Origin of the sequence: Nonomuraea sp. MG754425 (assembly GCF_021699195.1) — a bacterium.
Lineage (GTDB): Bacteria > Actinomycetota > Actinomycetes > Streptosporangiales > Streptosporangiaceae > Nonomuraea.
In genome coordinates this window covers 21,504-39,422 of record NZ_SSXE01000016.1, presented here as the reverse complement: position 1 = coordinate 39,422, position 17,919 = coordinate 21,504, and the positions used below count along the sequence as shown (strand labels likewise).

The 17,919-nt window shown below is 71.0% G+C and carries 18 protein-coding genes; 14 read left to right on the top strand and 4 right to left on the bottom strand.

The window, feature by feature from the left end:
- Nucleotides 1-142: 142 nt before the first annotated feature.
- The gene (locus FAF44_RS07870) at nt 143-1,195 is read right to left on the bottom strand and encodes a hypothetical protein (protein WP_237102371.1); all 1,053 of its coding nucleotides are present in this window, start codon (nt 1,193-1,195) and stop codon (nt 143-145) included.
- A 264-nt stretch (nt 1,196-1,459) separates the two neighbouring features.
- On the opposite strand from FAF44_RS07870, the gene FAF44_RS07865 reads away from it, so the two are divergent.
- The 4 genes from FAF44_RS07865 to FAF44_RS54520 all read left to right on the top strand — a co-directional run bounded on the left by FAF44_RS07865 (nt 1,460) and on the right by FAF44_RS54520 (nt 6,553).
- Nucleotides 1,460-2,047, top strand: a complete 588-nt coding sequence (locus FAF44_RS07865; RefSeq protein ID WP_237102370.1) for a hypothetical protein — start codon at nt 1,460-1,462, stop codon at nt 2,045-2,047.
- Nucleotides 2,047-2,286: a helix-turn-helix transcriptional regulator gene (locus FAF44_RS07860; protein WP_237102369.1), complete on the top strand. Its 240-nt coding sequence runs from the start codon at nt 2,047-2,049 to the stop codon at nt 2,284-2,286. Before FAF44_RS07865 ends, FAF44_RS07860 begins: the two co-directional genes overlap by 1 nt.
- Before the next feature lie 220 nt (nt 2,287-2,506).
- Nucleotides 2,507-3,775: a S1 family peptidase gene (locus tag FAF44_RS07855; protein ID WP_237102368.1), complete on the top strand. Its 1,269-nt coding sequence runs from the start codon at nt 2,507-2,509 to the stop codon at nt 3,773-3,775.
- Nucleotides 3,776-3,814: 39 nt separating this feature from the next.
- Nucleotides 3,815-6,553 (top strand): LuxR family transcriptional regulator, encoded by a 2,739-nt coding sequence (locus FAF44_RS54520; RefSeq protein WP_308193300.1) that lies wholly within the window; start codon nt 3,815-3,817, stop codon nt 6,551-6,553.
- On the opposite strand, the gene FAF44_RS07840 is transcribed toward FAF44_RS54520, so the two are convergent.
- Nucleotides 6,550-7,329, bottom strand: coding sequence for a DeoR/GlpR family DNA-binding transcription regulator (locus FAF44_RS07840; RefSeq protein WP_237102367.1), 780 nt, complete (start codon nt 7,327-7,329; stop codon nt 6,550-6,552). The two genes, FAF44_RS54520 and FAF44_RS07840, sit on opposite strands and share 4 nt — an antisense overlap.
- Nucleotides 7,330-7,466: 137 nt before the next feature.
- Between FAF44_RS07840 and FAF44_RS07835 the strand changes: the two genes are divergently transcribed.
- The 7 genes from FAF44_RS07835 (at nt 7,467) to FAF44_RS07805 (ending at nt 14,112) form a co-directional block, all read left to right on the top strand.
- Nucleotides 7,467-8,447 carry a carbohydrate ABC transporter permease gene (locus FAF44_RS07835; RefSeq protein ID WP_237102366.1) on the top strand — a complete coding sequence of 327 codons (981 nt, stop codon included), beginning with the start codon at nt 7,467-7,469 and terminating at the stop codon, nt 8,445-8,447.
- A complete protein-coding gene (locus tag FAF44_RS07830; RefSeq protein WP_237102365.1) occupies nt 8,447-9,310 on the top strand; it encodes a carbohydrate ABC transporter permease in 864 nt (287 codons plus the stop codon). Before FAF44_RS07835 ends, FAF44_RS07830 begins: the two co-directional genes overlap by 1 nt.
- A gap of 43 nt (nt 9,311-9,353) precedes the next feature.
- Complete coding sequence (locus tag FAF44_RS07825; RefSeq protein ID WP_237102364.1) at nt 9,354-10,691, top strand: ABC transporter substrate-binding protein; 1,338 nt, start codon at nt 9,354-9,356, stop codon at nt 10,689-10,691.
- Nucleotides 10,692-10,732: 41 nt separating this feature from the next.
- Nucleotides 10,733-11,458 (top strand): glycerophosphodiester phosphodiesterase family protein, encoded by a 726-nt coding sequence (locus FAF44_RS07820; protein ID WP_237102363.1) that lies wholly within the window; start codon nt 10,733-10,735, stop codon nt 11,456-11,458.
- On the top strand, nt 11,455-12,144 hold the full coding sequence (locus FAF44_RS07815; protein WP_237102362.1) for an HAD family phosphatase: 690 nt from the start codon (nt 11,455-11,457) through the stop codon (nt 12,142-12,144). The genes FAF44_RS07820 and FAF44_RS07815 overlap by 4 nt, the downstream gene beginning before the upstream one ends.
- 364 nt (nt 12,145-12,508) lie before the next feature.
- Nucleotides 12,509-13,477: an inorganic phosphate transporter gene (locus FAF44_RS07810; RefSeq protein WP_237102361.1), complete on the top strand. Its 969-nt coding sequence runs from the start codon at nt 12,509-12,511 to the stop codon at nt 13,475-13,477.
- Nucleotides 13,477-14,112 (top strand): DUF47 domain-containing protein, encoded by a 636-nt coding sequence (locus FAF44_RS07805; protein WP_237102360.1) that lies wholly within the window; start codon nt 13,477-13,479, stop codon nt 14,110-14,112. The genes FAF44_RS07810 and FAF44_RS07805 overlap by 1 nt, the downstream gene beginning before the upstream one ends.
- Before the next feature lie 85 nt (nt 14,113-14,197).
- Here FAF44_RS07805 and FAF44_RS07800 read toward each other — a convergent pair whose 3' ends face one another.
- Together FAF44_RS07800 and FAF44_RS07795 are read right to left on the bottom strand one after the other, a co-directional pair.
- The gene (locus FAF44_RS07800) at nt 14,198-14,782 is read right to left on the bottom strand and encodes a DUF305 domain-containing protein (protein WP_237102359.1); all 585 of its coding nucleotides are present in this window, start codon (nt 14,780-14,782) and stop codon (nt 14,198-14,200) included.
- 90 nt (nt 14,783-14,872) lie between these two features.
- Nucleotides 14,873-15,274: a DUF6153 family protein gene (locus FAF44_RS07795; RefSeq protein WP_237102358.1), complete on the bottom strand. Its 402-nt coding sequence runs from the start codon at nt 15,272-15,274 to the stop codon at nt 14,873-14,875.
- 169 nt (nt 15,275-15,443) lie between these two features.
- Between FAF44_RS07795 and FAF44_RS07790 the strand changes: the two genes are divergently transcribed.
- The 3 genes from FAF44_RS07790 to FAF44_RS07780 all read left to right on the top strand — a co-directional run bounded on the left by FAF44_RS07790 (nt 15,444) and on the right by FAF44_RS07780 (nt 17,786).
- Complete coding sequence (locus FAF44_RS07790) at nt 15,444-15,713, top strand: metal-sensitive transcriptional regulator (RefSeq protein WP_237102357.1); 270 nt, start codon at nt 15,444-15,446, stop codon at nt 15,711-15,713.
- Nucleotides 15,714-15,764: 51 nt separating this feature from the next.
- Nucleotides 15,765-17,147 (top strand): rhodanese-like domain-containing protein, encoded by a 1,383-nt coding sequence (locus FAF44_RS07785; protein WP_237102356.1) that lies wholly within the window; start codon nt 15,765-15,767, stop codon nt 17,145-17,147.
- Nucleotides 17,148-17,219: 72 nt separating this feature from the next.
- Nucleotides 17,220-17,786, top strand: a complete 567-nt coding sequence (locus FAF44_RS07780) for a rhodanese-like domain-containing protein (RefSeq protein ID WP_237102355.1) — start codon at nt 17,220-17,222, stop codon at nt 17,784-17,786.
- The last annotated feature ends 133 nt before the right edge of the window (nt 17,787-17,919 follow it).

Genomic DNA, 17,919 nt, shown 5'->3' with positions numbered 1-17,919 from the left:
GCCGGATCACGGACGACTCGCCCCGCCACGAACCGATGCGGAAGCATGACCGGTGAGACGGCTCCACAGGCACGCGGCCAGCCCGGGCGGCGAAACCATCAGCCGAGCGCCCACCCGTACCCGACCCAGGACGACTCGCGCATTACGTGCATGAAGAATCTGGAATGCGTGACAGATCAAGCACGATCCAGGATTTATGGTCAGACGAGTTCCAGTACAGGAGCGGTTCCTCTGGGTCAGCCGCGCGCTCGCCCGCCGTGGACACGCCGTAAGTGGCACTGTCCTCCAGTCGCCCGCCGATCCTCCCCGATTTCTCCGTGCATCGGTCGTACAGAACCGGCTGTGGCGCAGGGTGCTTCGCCGTGTAGGTCATCTCCCTGTTGCCATTCACGTACGGCCCCGCGAACAGGCCGAACCGATCGTTCAGCAGGGGCCCGCCGTACGACGCCACGACTTCCCGGCGTTCCGTCCCGTCCTTTCGCAGCACTACGAGTCTGGTCAGTTCATTGAGGCGGCTGGGCCGCATACCGACACACCATTCACGCCCGCACCGCGTCCCGTCCAGTTCCCGCGCAGCCGCCGGCACCGTCTGCGTGGCCGACGGGAGCCGCTGCACGGGCCCTCCGCCCAACGGCACGCGATAGGTCTGCCGATCTCCGCGCCAAACGGCGTCAGCACCGATGATCGACAGCCTGCCCTCTGGTATCTCGCCATGCCCGGTCAACCAGGTCACCAGTCTCATCCGACCGCCCGACCGGGGCATCGTCCACAGTTCCACGTGCCGTTTTCCCGCGTTCCACGGTTCCGAGCGATAGACCCCCGCGGTCCACACGATGCTGGTCTCACTCGTGGCCACGCTCATGACCTCGAAGCACAAACCGCATTCCGCCCACTTCGGTGCGGTGCCGAGGGTGCGGATCCGACCGGCACGAAGGTCGTAGGAGTAAAAGGTGGGCCGCATCTGTGACGAGGTGACCAGCAAAACCTCGTCCTCGCTCAACATGGCCGCCGGCTTGATGGGCGGCCTGCCCTTGACCCGCACAGGAACCGTGACAACGGCGTCCCGCCATATGTCCGCAGCCAATCCGAATTCGGGAACCTCAGGCGGCACCTGCGGATGCCCCGGGAGAGATGGACCGGATTCCTGAGCAGTGCACGACAATGTGCAGGAAATCAGCGTCAGCGCTATGGCCACCGCCCTGCATAAGCCGGCGTGCCGGGCTTTGGCAGTGGCATTCGACCGTCCCGGCGAAAGCATGATTTCGATCCTACGCGTCAAGGCCGGAACCCTGGACGCGCGCTCGGCAGCACCCACACGTCACAGGTTCCGACGGGGGACGCCCGGTCGATCGAAGCGACTTGCCATATTGTTTTTCGATGTTATCGTTCTTCGATACCATCGAGAAACGATATTGATCGGAGTGGGCCGATGGCCGCACAACACAGCACTGTCGGACGCATGGCACGTCGACCTGCGATTTTCGTGACTCTCGTCCTGATAGCCGGGGCGATCACCGGCCTGGTGCTCTACTCCAGGGCCGGGCTCTTCGGCCTGACCGGCCGGCACGTGATGGCCCAGTCGCCCGGAAGCTACGGCATCGGTCTCGACGAGCCCGCGTACACGGATGGGGCCCGGCCGGGCGTCACGGCCGAGGCGAGTGAGCTCCGATTCTTCGACTGGTCGCCCGACACCGGCCAGTACGTCCTTCAGGCCCTGACCACCTTCCCGAGCTCCGTTCTGGCGATCGGCGCGTTCTTCCTGTTGTGGCGGCTGCTGTGGCGGGCTCGCGACGGCGTCTACCTGCCGCAGGTCGCCGCCCAGGTGCGCGTACTGGGCTGGTGGCTGCTCGCCGGCGGCCTGCTGGCCCCGCAGATCGAGCACTTCGCGATGATGGCGCTGCTGGACACGATGGCCGCGAACGAGGCCCACTTCGGTCCCAAAGAGATCCCCGTGATCGTGCCGCTCGTCGGGCTCGGGCTGCTGGCGCTGGCGAACGTCCTGCGCACCGGGGTGCGGATGCGCGACGACCTGGAAGGCACCGTCTGATGTCGCCGGCCGAGCCGGACGCCCACGCCATCACCGTTCATCTCGACCGGCTCCTGGCCGAGCGCGGCATGACCCTCACCGAACTGGCGGACCGGGTGGGGGTGACCGTGGTCAATCTCTCGGTTCTGAAGAACGGCCGGGCCAAGGCCATCCGGTTCACCACCCTGACCAGGATCTGCGACGCCCTCGACTGCCAGCCAGGCGACCTGCTCAGCCATACCGCCGGAACGGACCGATGAGCGCTCTCCCGTCCGCCGCTCGCCGCCATGCGAAACAGGTCAGGCCCCCACCTGGCGCCATCCGAAATGGGTAACCGATCAATTACCGATTGCCAGGGAGTGGGTTACCTATTCCGGCCGGTCCGCATGCATGGTTTTTGGGATTGCGTTTCGGATTCGAACTTCCGCCTCGCTCCTTAGATTTGTCGCGGTTCGGGCTTTCCAGAACGTGGAGGAACGCGTGCGCAACACAACCCTAGGACTGGCGGCGGCCCTGGCTCTCACGGTGGTGAGCGGGCTGCCCGCGGCGGCGCTCGCCTCGGCGGCGCCGGCCGCCGGGCCCGTCCTGTTATCGCCGCAGTCACCCGACGTCAAGACGCTGCCCGAGCCGACCGCGCAGGCTCTGGACCGGGCGCGCAAGCTGGCCGAGCAGCATCCCGACGACTTCGGCGAGCCGTGGGTGGACCCGGAGACCGGTCAGGTGGTCCTCGGCACGGTGACGGGCAGCGCCGGCCGGTTGGCCGCCGGCCAGGAGAAGGACGCGCTGCTGCGGCCGGTCGCCCGGAGCAAGGCCGTACTGGAGAAGATCAAGGACGGCGCGATCGGCGAGCCGGCGGCGGACATCCCCGACGCGGACGCCATCAGGATGACCCGCCTCGACGCCGAGCACAACCGCGTGATCGTCACCGTGAACAGAACCACGGACGCGCTGCTCCAGGCCCTGACGGCCAGGTACGGAGCCGACGCGTTCGCCGTCGAGGTCGATCCCGCCTTCGACCCGGGCAAGCCCGGCCGCGACGACGACGGGCCGAACAACTGGGGAGGGGCCGCGCGGATGACGGTCCGCCAGGCCCCCAACGGAGACGTGGTCGGCTGCTCGTCCGGCATCCCCGTCTGGCTGCCGGGTGACAAGTCGGGCATGCTGACCGCGGGCCACTGTCTTCCCAAGGGCGGCTACACCTTCAACGGGAACGACACGAGCTACATGGGCTGGGTCAGCGAGAACAACCGGGAGAACTGGTCCGACGGCCAGGGCAGCACGCTGATCCCGGGTCAGAGCGTCTTCAGGGGCGACCTCGCGCTCATCGAGATCCCCAACGGGTTCAGCGGCTACTACATCTACCGCGGATCCGTGGCGAGTCCCTACACCTCGATCATCGGCCAGCTCGCGCCGCGCCGCGCCGGGCTGGGCGACGAGTACTGCACCAGCGGTTACAAGACCGGCGAGCTGTGCGGGTGGAAGGTCACCAACTACGGGGTCAACATCAACTACTCCGGCGGTGAGACCGTCCGCAACGTGGTGGCCGGGTTCAAGACCGGCAAGTGTTCGGGCCACGGCGACTCGGGCGGCACGACGTACTTCGTCATGTCGAACGGCCGGGTTCAGGTGAAGGGCATCAACTCGGGCGGCAGCAATCTGGACGGCTCGGGCGACTGCAGGGAGTACTTCACCGACGTGTGGGACGCCCTCGACGCCTTCCCCGGCATCTTCCCCCGCGTCCTGCCCTGACCCTGGCCAGGGTGCGGGGCAGGGGCACAATGATCCACTGTGCGCGAATCGATCTTGACGGGCAGGATGCGGGAACGGCAGGTCGTGGACGAACTGCTGGCCGGCATGGCCGACGGCGGGAGCGGCGCACTGATCATCAGGGGTGAGCCGGGCATCGGCAAGACCGCGCTGCTCGAATACGCGGGCAGCGCGGTCGAGGGCACTCTCCTGCTGTCGGCCGGCGGCGTGGAGACCGAGGCCGAACTCCCCTTCGCCGGCCTGCACCAGCTCCTCCGGCCGGTCATGCACCGGCTGGAGGAGTTGCCGCGCACCCAGGCGGACGCGCTGCGCGGCGCGATGGGGCTCGGTCCCCCGTCCGGCGACCGGTTCCTCCTCGGCCTGGCGGTGCTGACGCTGCTCACCGACTGCGCTCCCGTGCTCTGCCTGATCGACGACGCGCAGTGGCTCGACCGGTCCTCGGCGGACGCGCTGGTCTTCGCCGCCCGCAGGCTCGACGCCGAGGCCGTGGCGCTGCTGTTCGCCGCCAGGGAGGACTGGCCCGCGCCCGCGGGGCTGGCCGAGCTGCCCATGGCGCGGCTCGACCCGGCCGCCGCCGAGGCACTGCTGCGGGAGCGGGCTCCCGGGCTCAGCCCGCAGTTACGCGAACGGGTCATGGGCGAGGCGCTCGGCAACCCGCTCGCGCTGATCGAGTTCGCGAAGACGGCCGCCGAACCGCAGGGGCCCGACGGCCCGCGGGCCGCGCTGCCGCTGACCCGCAAACTGCACGAGACCTTCCACCGCCAGGTGGACGCGCTGCCGGAGGCGGTGCGGCACCTGCTGCTCCTCGCCTCCGCCGACGACACGGGCGACCTCGAACTGATCCTGCGGGCCGTGGACCTCTCGGGCGGGCCGGTCGAAGCCGAGCGCGCCCTCGAGTCGGCCGAGACCGCGGGCCTGGTACGCATCGACGCCGGCCTGCTGACGTTCCGGCACCCGCTGGTCAGGTCGGCCGTCTACCAGGGCGCGCCCTTCACCCGCCGCTGCGCGGCGCACCGCGCGCTCGCCGACGTCCTGCTCACCTACGGCGACGCCGCCGATCGGCGGCTCTGGCACCTGGCCCTGGCCGCCACCAGGTCCGACGACGCCATCGGGACCGCGCTGGAAGGGATGGCCCGGCGGGTGGGCGGCCGGAGCGGGTACGCCACCGCGGCCGCCGCCTACGAGCGGGCCGCCCAGTTGACCACGGACCGCCGCCTGCGCGGCCGGCGGCTCTCCTACGCCGCCGAGTCGGCGGTCCAGTCGGGTCACCTCGGGCAGGCGTGCGACCTCGCCGACCGCGCCGAGTCGCTCACCCACGACCCCGTTCTGCTCGCCGGCCTGGCCAGGGTGCGCGCCGCCGTGGAGTTCGAGCAGGGTTTCCCGCTGGACGCGGGGGACGTCCTGGTGCGGAGCGCCGAGTCCATCGAGCGCACGGATCCCGTGCGGGCCGCGCTGATGCTGGCCGACGCCATCCGCAACTTCTCCTTCAGCGGCGCCGCCGGCCGGGCGCACGACGCCGCGGGACGGCTGAGCCAGATCGAGGTGCCGCCGGAGTCGGGCCTGACACCCCTGGTCGGGGCGATGCGGGCGCTGGCCGACCTGCTGGAGGGCGGCGGTGGCGGCATCGGCGCGCCGATCCACGAGCTGATCGCGGCGGCGCACCACCTGCCGGCCCACCGCCACGCCGAACGGCTGCTGGCCGCCTCGCTCGCCCTCGTCACGGCGCAGGACAGGGTCGCGCTGGAGCTGGCCGAGCCGGTCGCCGAGCACGCGCGTTCGTACGGGATGGCCGGGCTGCTGCCGCACGCGCTGGAGATCATCGCCGAGGCTCAGTTGCTCGGCGGGCGGCACCTGGACGCGCTGGTCAACGCCGCCGAGGGGTACGGCATCGGCCGCGACATCGGCCAGCTCCACCGCTTCGCCCATCTCGGCGGTGTGCTGGCCTGGCTGGCCGCGATCAGCGGCGACCAGGAGCGGTGCCGCAGGCTGGCGGAGGCGGGCATCAGCTACGGCAACGAGCACGGAGTGGTGACGTCGGAAGCGCTCGGCACGTGGGCACTCGGCCTGCTCGAACTGGGCGCGGGGCGCGTGGCGCACGCCATCGGCCATCTGCAGGCCGCCCGGCACCCCGTCGTCGCGGCGTGGTGCGCCGCCGACCTGATCGAGGCGGGGGTGCGCGCCAACCGGACCGAGCTCGCCGAGCGCTCGCTGCCGGCGTTCATGGAGTGGGCCCGGTCGGTCCGGCAGCCCTGGGCCTCGGCCATGGCGCTGCGCTGCCAGGCCATGACGACGCGGGGAAGCGCCGCGCGGGAGTACTACGAGGCGGCGGTCGAGGTGCACGAACGGTGCGCGCAGCCGTACCAGCATGCCCGGACCTGTCTGGCCTACGGCGAGTGGCTGCGCAGGCGACGCAGCCGGGCCAAGGCGCGGATCCAGTTACGGACCGCCCTGCGGATGTTCGAGGAACTCGGCGCCCGGCCGTGGGCGGAGCGCGCGCGGGCCGAACTGGACGCCGCGGGCGAGGCCCGGACGGACCCCGGGGTCGGACCGTGGAGCCTGCACCGGCTCACGCCCCAGGAACTCCAGGTCGTCCGGCTGGCGGCCGAGGGCCTCAGCAACCGCGACATCGCCGGACGTCTCTTCCTCAGCCCCAAAACGGTGGCGCAGCACCTCTACAAGGCCTATCCCAAGCTCGGCGTCACCTCCCGGACCCAGCTCGGCCGCCTCGACCTCGGGACGCCCACGGGCACCGGCCGCTAAACCCGCAGCACCTTGGGGCCGGCCGCGCCGTAGCGCTGCGCGGACGACCGGGACATCTGCCTGCCGGTGATGACCCAGGCCAGTTGCCCGACGTCGGCGAACTTGGCGAAGCTGGTCACCCCGAACCGGGTGTGCTCGCACAACAGCACGGACTGGCGGGCCGCGTGCATCGCCGCCGTCTTGGCCTGCGCCACGGACGGGTCCGGAGTCGTCAGCCCGCGCTCGATGGACACCCCGTTGGCGCCCATGAAGGCCAGATCGACGTTCAGCTCCGCGAGCATCGCCGTGGCCCACCGGTCGACGGTGCCCATGGTGGCCGGCCGCAACCGGCCGCCGACAATGATCACATCGTGATCAGTCTGGCGGCCGAGTTCGGCGGCAACGGTCAAAGATCGGGTCACCACGGTCATCCGCGGCAGCCGGCGCATCGGCCCGACCAGATCCTCCGGCAGCGCGCCCTCGTCGAGCAGGACCGTGCCGACGTCGGCCATCAGGGCGACCGCGGCCTCGGCGATCGCCAGCCGCTCCTCGGTCCTGGCCTTGTGCCGGGACTTCACCGGCGTCTCGTAGCGGCCGATGTCGGTGGGGTAGAAGACGCCGTATGACCGGACGATCAGCCGCTGCGCCTCCAGCGAGCGCAGGTCGCGGCGGAGCGTCGCGGGCGAGATCGCGAACAGGCCGGCGATCTCGGAGACGACCGCACGGCCTTCGTTCCTGACGTAGTTGAGAATCCGCTGCTGACGATCGAAGGCACGGCCGTGAAACGAGCTTGACATCCGGTTTGCACCCTTGCACAGATGATTGAAACGTTCGTGCAATGATCACAGATTCGCCACCGTTTGAGCAGATTCGAGCACGTGACCTTCAGTAAAGTCGCCAGCGGTTCTTCGTAGATGCGGATGGGTGGTAGCCCGTGAGCAGTGGAGCAAGCGATCTCGGTTCGAGATCGGCTCAGTCGGTCAGGGCCCCTCGGCCCGCCGATACCGGGGGCACGACCTCCGAACGACTACCAGGTGCGGCGGCCCGACGCCGCCGCGGTTACCTGCTGTTCGCCGCGTTCGCGCTGCCCAACCTGGCGTTGATCGCCGTGTTCTCGTACTGGCCGATCATCGAGAACATCTATCTGAGCTTCACCACCTGGGACTTCATCTCGCCGCAGGCCGACCTGGTCGGCCTGCTCAACTACCGGGCGCTGTTCAGTAGCTGGGCCTTCCCCGAGGTCCTCCTGCGCACGCTGGTGTGGGTGGTCGTCGTCGTTGTCGTCAGCCTGGTGCTCGGCCTGGCGCTGGCGCTGCTGTTCGCGCAGCGCATCCGGGGCACCACCGCGGTGCAGACGCTCGCCTTCTCCCCGCACGTGCTGTCCGGGGCGGCGATCGCGACCATCTGGCTGCTGATCTTCGACCCCCATCACGGCCTCAGCCGGATGGTGTTCGAAGCGTTCGGAACGAGCTCACCGGCCTGGACGACCGACGACTCCTGGGCGCTGTGGGCGTTGATCATCGTCTCCATCTGGAAGGGCCTCGGCTTCGTCGCGATCGTCTACCTGGTGGGCATCCAGCAGATCCCGGCCGAGGTGCTGGAAGCGGCCCGCATCGACGGCGCCGGCCGGTGGACGCAGTTCCGGCGGGTGATCTTCCCGCTGCTCTCCCCCACCACCTTCTTCCTGGTGATCACCCAGACGATCTCCGCCTTCCAGGCTTTCGACGTGATCGCCATGATGACCGGCGGCGGGCCCGCCGGCGCCACCACCACGTTGAGCTGGTTCATCTACGACGAGGCGTTCAGCCGGACCAACGTCGGCGTCTCGAGCGCGGCCTCCATGATCATGTTCGTGGTGCTGATGGCGATCACCGTGCTGCAGTTCCGATTCGTCGAGCGGAGGGTGCACTACTGATGACGGCCATGCCGACCGCGGTCAGCCCGCGCAAGTCGTCCGGCCCTCGGCGTACGCTCTGGTGGGGCGTACTCGCCCTGGTGGCCGCGGCCCTGATCTTCCTGGTCCCGATCTACCTCTTCGTCAGCACGGCGTTCAAGACCGACGCCGACATCAACAGTTGGCCGCTGCGGCTGATCCCGGGCTCGCTGACGCTGGACAACTTCGTCAACGCCTGGACGCTGGCCCCGTTCGACCAGTTCCTGATCAACTCGGTCGTGGTGGCCGCGATCGGCACGGTGCTCAAGGTGCTGCTGGCGATCTCCACCGCGTACGCCTTCGCCTTCCTGCCGTTCCCCGGCAAGCGCTGGCTGTTCGTCTTCATGCTCGGCGCGCTGATGGTGCCGGGCCACGTGACCCTGCTGGTGAACTACATCACCATCGGCCAACTGGGGCTGGTCAACACCTACGCCGGCCTGATCCTGCCGGGCGTGGCGTCGGCGTTCGGCACCTTCCTGCTCCACCAGTTCTTCCGGTCGCTCCCCCAGGAGGTGCTGGAGGCGGCGCAACTGGACGGCGCCGGACATCTGCGCACGGTCGTCTCGTTCATCGTGCCGATGGCCCGCCCGGCGATCATCACGGTCGGCCTGATCGCCCTGATCGACGAGTGGAACGGCTTCGTCTGGCCGCTGATCGCGACCAACTCCGTCAACATGCGAACGCTGCCGGTCGGGCTGCTCTACCTCAAGGAGAACGACGGCATCAACGACTGGGGCGCCCTGATGGCCGGAACCCTGTTCGTCGTGCTGCCGATGGCGATCGTCTTCCTGCTGGCACAGCGCTACATCGTCGCCGGCCTGGCCGGGAGCGTGGTCCGCCGATGACCGTCACGTGCCGGCGATCCGGTTCGACCAGAGAGGAACCCGTGTGACCGGGACCAGTTTCAGCCGCCGCCGGCTCCTGACCGGCGTCACCGCGGCCGCGGCCGGCCTCGCGCTGACCGGCTGCGTCGGCCGCAGGGAAGGCGACTACGCCCAGGTGAGCGGGGAGGTCCCGGCGCAGTTCGCCCGCCGCGAGCGGGTCGTGCTGTGGAGCGCGTTCACCTCCCACAACGCCACGATCCTGCAGTCGGTCATCGACGGGTTCAACGCTTCGCAGCAGGACATCTTCTGCGAGATCCAGTTGTTCCCCGGATACCCCGCGCTCGACTCGAAGCTGGCCGCCAGCTTCGCCCTGGCGCAGGTTCCCGACATCGTCACGCTCAGCGACGTGAACTGGAACCGCTACTTCCTCGCCGAGACGCTGGAACCGCTGAGCGGCTACTTCGACGCCGGCTTCGGCCCCGACGCGTTCCATCCGCGGTTCCTGGCCGAGGGCACCGTCCGGGGCCAGGTCTACTGGCTGCCCTGGGCCCGCTCGACGCCGCTCTTCTACTACAACAAGGAGATCTTCGCCGGCGCCGGGCTGCCCGACCGCGGGCCGAAGACGTACACCGAACTGCGGGAATGGGGCCGCCAGCTCAAGGGCTTCAAATACCGCGGCTCACCGGTCAGGATGCGCGGCTACACCGGCAAGGACGACTGGTACTTCCAGGGCTCGACCTGGGCCTTCAACGGCAGCTACTCCGACGGCATGGCGCCGAGGCTGGACTCCGAGCAGACGATCGCCGCCCTGGAGTTCGATCGGGCCTTCATCCACGACGACCAGATGGCCTACCTGTCCGGCGACATCAACGCCGACTTCGTCTCCGGCGTGACGGCGACCATCTGCAACTCCACCGGCGCGCTCGCCTCGCTGCTCAAGGCGGCCAAGTTCGAGTTCGGCGCGGCCTTCCTGCCCGAGCAGGACGCGCCCGGCGTACCGACCGGGGGCAGCGGGCTGGCGGTCATGCGCAACTCGACCAAGGCGCGCAAGCAGGCGACCTGGGAATTGGTCAGGTACCTCGCCGAGACGGGCGCGCCCGAGTGGAGCCTCAACACCGGCTATCTCCCGGTGACCACCAGCTCACTCAACTCGGCGAAGATCAAGGAGCGCAACACCGCGACCCCCGCGTACCAGATCGCCCAGGACCAACTCGGCCGCGCCCGCCAGCCCGACGTGATGCGCCGGTACGTGAACGAGGCGATCTCCGAGCTGCTGATCGCGCTGGAGCAGGTGTACGCCGCCGGCGCCGACCCGGGCGAGGTGCTGCGCGAGGCGGCCAGGAAGCTCGGCCCGGCCATCGAGCGCGTGCAGCCGAAGTACCAGCGGCTGGTGGCGGCCTGACCTCTCATCGGCACGTAGACGTATATCGAGAAGGGAAGAACGTGGCATTTGCCATCATCGGACACCGCGGCGCCATGGCCGAAGCACCCGAGAACACCATCGCGTCCTACCGCGTGGCGGAGGAGGTCGGCGTCGACGAGGTGGAGACCGACGTCCGCATCAGTTCCGACGGGCAACTCTTCATGCTGCACGACGCCACCCTGGACCGGGTCGCGGCCGAGCCGGACGGCAAGGACCTGGGCCCCGTCGCGGAGCTGACCTGGGCGAAGATCAGCTCGGTCGACGTGGGCGACGGCGAGCGGGTGCCCACGCTGGAGCAGATGTACCAGGCGACGACGCGGCTGATCCAGTTGGAGATCAAGGCTCTGGGCGCCATCGACGGCCTGGCCGACTTCTTCCCCCACCACCCCGACTACGCGAAACGGACGATCCTCACCAGCTTCTCGGTCGAGGCGATGGCCGCCGTGGCCGAGAAGCTGCCGGAGATCCCCCGGGGCATCATCGTGTCCAACTGGACCGACGCCGAGGCCCACCCGGGCGGCTACCGGAAGCTGATCGAGGACACCGGATCCTCCCGGATCCACAGCGGCGGGCAAGGGCTCACCGCCGAGGTCGTCCACCGGCTGCACGACGAGGACGTCCCGGTGCACGGCTGGCCCACCCGCAACGCGGACGACCTACGCCACTGGCTCGAACTCGGCGTGGACGGGACGACCACCGACGACCCCCGTACGCTGCGACGCTGGCTCGCCGAGGCCCGCCGGTGACGGCGAGCACCACTGCTCCGGGCGCCGGTCCGCTGGAAGCGGCGCTGTTCGACATGGACGGCACACTCTTCGACAGCGAACGCCTCTGGGACGTCAGCCTCGCCGAACTGGCCGAGATGCTCGGCGGCACGCTGTCGGCCGGGACCCGCCGCCGGGTGATCGGCGCGGATCTGCGGGACACCGCCCGGATCGTCCAGGAGGACCTGGGTGTCGCGGCCGACGTCGAGGAGTCGGCCGCCTGGCTGCTGGAACGTACCCGGCAGTTGTTCGCCCTCGGGGTGCCGTGGCGGCCGGCCGCCCAGGACGTGGTGGACTCCGTACGCCGGCAGGGGATCCCCACGGCGCTGGTGACCTCGAGCCACCGCGCCCTGGTCGACGAGGTGCTGGCCCAGCTCGATCCCGGCATGTTCGACACCGTGGTCTGCGGCGACGAGGTGACCCGCCCGAAGCCCGATCCGGAGGCGTACCTGACGGCGGCCGGACGGCTGGGCGTCGACCCGCGCAACTGTGTGGCGCTGGAGGACTCCCCCCGGGGCATCGCGGCGGCGCTGGCCGCGGGCTGCCTGGTCGTGGCCGTGCCCGAGGACGGCGAGGCGCCGGCCGACGGTCACGGTGCCGTGGTGGTCCCGCTGGAGACCGTCACCGTCGATCGGCTGATCTCACTGCTCGCCGCCCGAATCGGCTGAGCACGCGACCCGGCCGCGGGCGAGCGCGTGCGCGGCCGAACCCGTGCGCCCAAGCACGTGCGCGCCCGAACCCGAGCGCGCGCCCGAGCGCGTGTGCGGGCCCGAGCGCGTGTGCGGCTCGGGCGAACCCGTGCGCGGCTGAGCATGTGCGCCCACGCACGTGTGCGCCCGAGCGCTGGTGCGGCCGAACCCCGTGCGCGGCCGAACCCCGTGCGCGGGCGAGCCTGGGCGCGGGCGGCCGGTGCCGGAGTCGGCGGGTTGTTCAGGTGCTGTCGCCGCCTTCGTCGGCGGCATGCGGCCGATGGCGCGTCGGGTGGCGCGGCCCGTGCGCGCAGTTTCCGTTCGACGTCCTGTGGAGGTGCCGATGACAGACATGAGCTGGGCGGGACTCGCGCTGGCCGCGCTCTTCGCCGCCTTCACCGGCTTCAACGACGCCGGCGCCCTGGTCGGGATCGGGCTGCGGATCCGCGGGTTGCGGCCGGTCACCGGCCTGGTCCTGCTCGCCGCCGCGGTCGCCGCCGCCCCGGTGATCCTCGGCACGGCGGTGGCCGCGACCCTCGGCCGCCGCCTGGTCGCCTTCGACGGCGCCGACGCCGGTGTCGCCGTCGCCGCGGGAGTCGGCGGCGCGATCCTGGTCACCGCCGCGTTGTCCGCGCGTGGCCTGCCGACCAGCCTGACCCTGGCCCTGATCGGCGGCATCGCCGGTGCCGGCGTCGGTGCTCAGACGCCGGTCAACTGGCCGGTCATCGGGCTCGTCCTGCTGGTCGCCGCCGTGTCGCCGGTGGCCGGAGCCCTCGCCGCGCTGGCCGTGACGAGAATGGTCGGGGCGCTGCCCGCGCCGGAGGACGCGGGCCGGCGGCTGCGCCGGCTGCACGCGGCCGCGCTCGCCGCGACCTGCCTGGCCTACGGCGCCAACGACGGCCAGAAGATGCTGGCGGTCTGGGCCGCCGTCCAGAGCGGCAGCCCGGACGCACTGGCGCTGTCACCGCTGGCGCTGGCCACCGTCACCGGCTGCTTCCTGGTGGGCGGCATGATCGGGCTGCCCCGGCTCGCCGCGGCGCTCGCCGGCGGGCTGACCAGTGGCCGCCCGGACGCGGTGGTGGTCACCGAACTGTCCGGCGCCGGCGTCGTCCTCGGCACCGCCGCGCTCGGGGCGCCGGTCAGCATGACCCAGTCCCTGTCCGGCGCCATGGTGGGCACCGGGCTGTCCGGCGGAGCCCGGCGGGTGCGCTGGCGAGGCGTGGTGCGACTCGGTCGCGCCTGGCTGCTGACCCTGCCGACGGCGTTCGCGGTCGGCGCGGCGGGCTGCCTGGCCCTGGAGGCGATCCGCTGATGCCGTCCCGTCTCCGCCACCTGTTCCGTGAGCTGTCCGGACGTAACGACCAGGTGCTCACCGGGCTGATCCTCGACCAGCTCGCCGCGGCCGAGGACGGCGTCGCGCTGGCGGCCGCGCTCGCCGACGGCGAGCTGCCCCCGTACGTCGCCCGGAGCCGGATCGGCGAGATAGAGCACGAGGGGGACGCCCGGCGCGGCCTGCTCGTCGCCCAACTGCACCGCAGCGTCAGCTCGCCCATCGACCGGGAGGACCTGTTCCGGCTGTCCCGGTCCGTGGACGACGTGCTCGACGCGGTACGCGACTTCATCCGCGAGGCGGACCTGTTCGCACTCGGCGACGAGGACGCCTTCCGCCCGGTGCTGGCCGCGCTGACCCGAGGCGTCGGCGAACTCGGCGACGCGGTCCGGCTGCTCCCCCGCGCCCCCCGGCAGGCCGCCGAACACGCCCTGCACGCCAAGAAGCAGGGCCTGCGCACGGCGTACCAGTACGCGGTCTCCGCCCTGCTCACCCGCCCGCTGACCGCCGACACGCTGAAGGCGACCCTGCTGCTGAGCCGGCTGGACACGGCGGGCGTCCACCTGGCCACCGCCGCCGACGCCCTGGCGGACGGGGTGGTCAAACGCTTCCAGTGACCGTTCGCCCCTCCCCGTCGGGGCCGGGCGAGGGCCTGCGGCGGTCCTGACCGGTCCGGACGTTCAGCCCGGACCGGTCAGCGGATCAGAGCCGGCCGAGGATCTTCCTCAGTTGCTCCACCTCGACCTGCTGCGTGGTTTCGATGGTCTTGGCCAGCTCCATGGCCTGCGGGTTCGAGCCGTCGCGCTGCTCGGTGCGAGCCATCTCGATCGCACCTTCGTGATGGGCGATCATCTGCTGAGCGAACAGCTTGTCGAACTCCGCTCCGCCGGCGGCCTCGAGCTCGGTCATGTCCTCCTCGGACATGACGCCGGGCATGTCATGCCCCATGCCGTCGTCCGGCGCGGACTTGCCCCACGCGCTCAGCCAGCCCTTCATGGTCTGGATCTCCGGGTCCTGGGCAGCCTTGATCTTCGCCGCGAGCTCCTTGATCTCCGGGTCGCCCGCGCGGGTGGACGCGAGGCCGGCCATCTCGACCGCCTGCTCGTGGTGCGGGATCATCATCTGCGCGAACATCACGTCCGCGGCGTTGAAGGTGCCGGCAGGCTGGGCGGTGGTGGTGGCGGTGGGCGGGCCGGCGCTCGCCGGTTCGTGGCCGGCCATGGAGTCGCCGTTCGCGCCACAGGCGGCGACCAGGGCGAGGGCCCCTGCGGCCACGGCGATGGACATCCTACGGTTGATACGCACAGTCGTTCTGTCTCTCGATCTGTCGGAACTTTTCGGCCGTCTGCGGGCATGCCGCCCGCACCCGCGATCGGCCTAGGTACGCAGGATCGAGAGAGTCGCCAGACGCTGGGACGTGCGTTTCGGTGGTGGCCGGGCGACCTGCCGGACCGATGAGTGCCTCCCGCCCGTGGCGTCGGCCCGGCGTCCCGCCCTGATCCAGGCGGAGCCCAACAGCACGACGATGAGCGACATCAGGATCGCCAGGCACACGTCCGTCGGGTCGAAGCCGGGCGTTCCCTGTTCGGGCACGAACGCCTGGAGCCCTGCGGGAACGACCGCGAGGGGGGTCTGGACCGCCTCCATGGCGTGCCCACGTGAGGAGGAGCCGCCGTGCCGGCCGTCCAGATGCCCCAGGGTGTGCATGCCGAGCACCCCGAGGGCAAGGGCGACGAGCAGCAGCACCCGGGTAGCGCGGATCGCACGGCGTCGCCACATGGATGCCACCCCCTCCCCGGTTCACCGGCAGGTCACGATGGCCGCCAGTGTACTGAGGAGGTTCGTCGCACCCGCGAACGCGTCCGGCGACCTGATCCCCCGAGGAGGCCGGCGGCGACAACCCATACCCATGGCCAGGTCACATTACCCCTGGGGGTATGTTGGCGTCATGGAGATGACCCCCGCCCTGGTGGGCGACGCGTTGACCCGACTGCGACGGGCACACGGCCAGTTGGCCGGCGTGATCTCGATGATCGAGGACGGTGAGGAGTGCGCCGCCGTGCTCACCCAGCTCGCCGCCGTCTCCCGGGCACTCGACCGGGCCGGATTCAAGATCGTGGCCACCGGGCTGCGGCACTGCCAGGCCGCCCGCGAACGCGGGGAGGAACCGCCCATGACCGAGCAGGAGCTCGAGAAGCTCTTCCTGGCGCTGGCCTGAGCCACGCCGCAGTTTCACCGGCACATACCCCCAGGGGTGTAGGAGCACATCATGAGTATCGACGTCCATGTCATCACGACCTCGTCGCTGGGCGACCGCAGCTATCTGGCCACCGACGGTCAGGTCGCCGTCGTGGTGGACCCGCAACGGGACGTCGACCGGGTGCTCGCCCTGGCCGGCCGCGCCGGCGTGCGCATCACGCACGTCGTCGAGACACACGTGCACAACGACTACGTCTCCGGCGGGCTGGAGCTGGCCAGGCTGACCGGGGCGCACTACGGCATGGCGGCCGACGACCAGGTGCCGTTCCCGCACCTGCCGCTGGCCGGCGGGGACGTCGTCGAGGTCTCGCCCACACTGCGGCTGCGCGTCCTGGCCACGCCCGGTCACACCTTCCACCACCTGTCGTACGTGCTGGAGGGCGCCCAGGGGGTCGAGGGCGTGTTCACCGGCGGCTCGCTGCTGTTCGGCACGACCGGCCGTACCGACCTGCTGGGCGACGAGCACGCCGACACGCTGGCGCGGGAGCAGCACGCCTCCGTCCGCAGGCTGTCCGACCTGCTGCCCGGCGGCGCCGCGATCTGGCCGACGCACGGGTTCGGCAGCTTCTGCTCGGCCACCCAGTCCTCTGGCGAGGACTCCACCATCGAGCGCGAACGGCAGATCAACCCGGCGCTGCGGCTGGCCGCCGCCGAGTTCGTCACGCAGACCCTGGCCGGGCTGGATGCGTACCCCGCCTACTACGCGCACATGGGCGTGCTCAATCTGCGTGGCCCCGCGCCGGTCGATCTGCGCCTGCCCGCCCCCATCACCCCGGAGGAACTGCGCGGGCGGCTGCGGGCCGGGGAGTGGGTGGTGGACCTGCGGCACCGCACCGCCTACGCCGAGGCCCGGCTCACCGGCACCGTCAGCCTGGGCCTGGACGGGCCGATGGCCACCTGGCTCGGCTGGCTGATCGACCGGGGCGCACCGCTCACGCTGATCGGCGAGACGCCCGAGCAGGTCGCCGCGGCGCGGCGGGAACTCGTGCGTATCGGCATCGACCACGTCGCCGCCGCGGCCACCGGCACGCCCCACGAACTCGCCGCCGAACCGGCGCAGGTCGGGTCGCTGCCCACGGCAACGTTCGCCGGCCTGGCCGCCGCCCTGGCGGGTGCGGTGCCGGCCGGGCTGCCCGCCCCCGAGGTGATCCTCGACGTCCGGCTGGCGGGCGAATGGCGGGCCGCGCACATCGACGGTGCCGTGCACGTGCCGCTGCCCGAGCTCGCGGCCCGCGCCCGCGACCTGCCCGCCGGGGCGGTCTGGGTGCACTGCGGCAGCGGCTACCGGGCCACCGCGGCGGCCTCGCTGCTGGCCAGGGCCGGGCGGGAGGTCGTGGTGGTGAACGACGCGTTCGGCCACGCCGCCTCCTCCGGCCTCGCCATGACCGCCTGACCACCCGGCAAGACACGCCGTCCGCTCGTCGCACGCACCGGACGGCCTTCGTACGACCAGGAAGACCAGCACATGAACACCCTCACCACCGCACAGGTCCGCCAGTTGCTGCACGACGACGCGGGCGTCCGGCTGATCGACGTCCGCACTCCCGGCGAGTTCGCCGCCGGCCACATTCCCGGCTCGGCCAACGTCCCCCTCGATCTGCTTCGCGAACACTCCGCCGGGCTCCGCGCCGGACACGACGACCACGTCGTCCTCGTCTGCCGCTCCGGCGTGCGCGCCCGCGACGCTCACCGGTTCGCCGCCGCGGCCGGCCTGTCATCCGTGAGCGTGCTCGACGGCGGTCTCAACGCCTGGGAGAGCCAGGGCGCGCCGGTGCGGCACGGCCGCGGCACCTGGGCGATGGAGCGCCAGGTCCGCCTGGTGGCCGGCGGCATCGTGCTGGCCGGCGTCGCGGGCAGCCTCGTCTGGCGGCCGGCGAAGTGGGTGGCCGGGACGGTCGGCGCAGGTCTGGCCTTCTCCGCGCTCACCGACACCTGCGCCATGGCGAAGGCGCTGTCGTTCCTGCCGTGGAACAGCACGGCACCGGCCCGGCCCGCCTCCGAACTGCTGGCGGCGCTGACCGAACCGTCCTGACCGCCGGCCTCCGGCGCTGACCGCGCTGCCCCGGACGCCTCGACGTAGAGAGCGATCTTCAGGCCGGGCGTCATCCCGGCGCACTTGACAGATACCCCCGGGTGGTATTTATTTGCCCAACACATACCCCCAA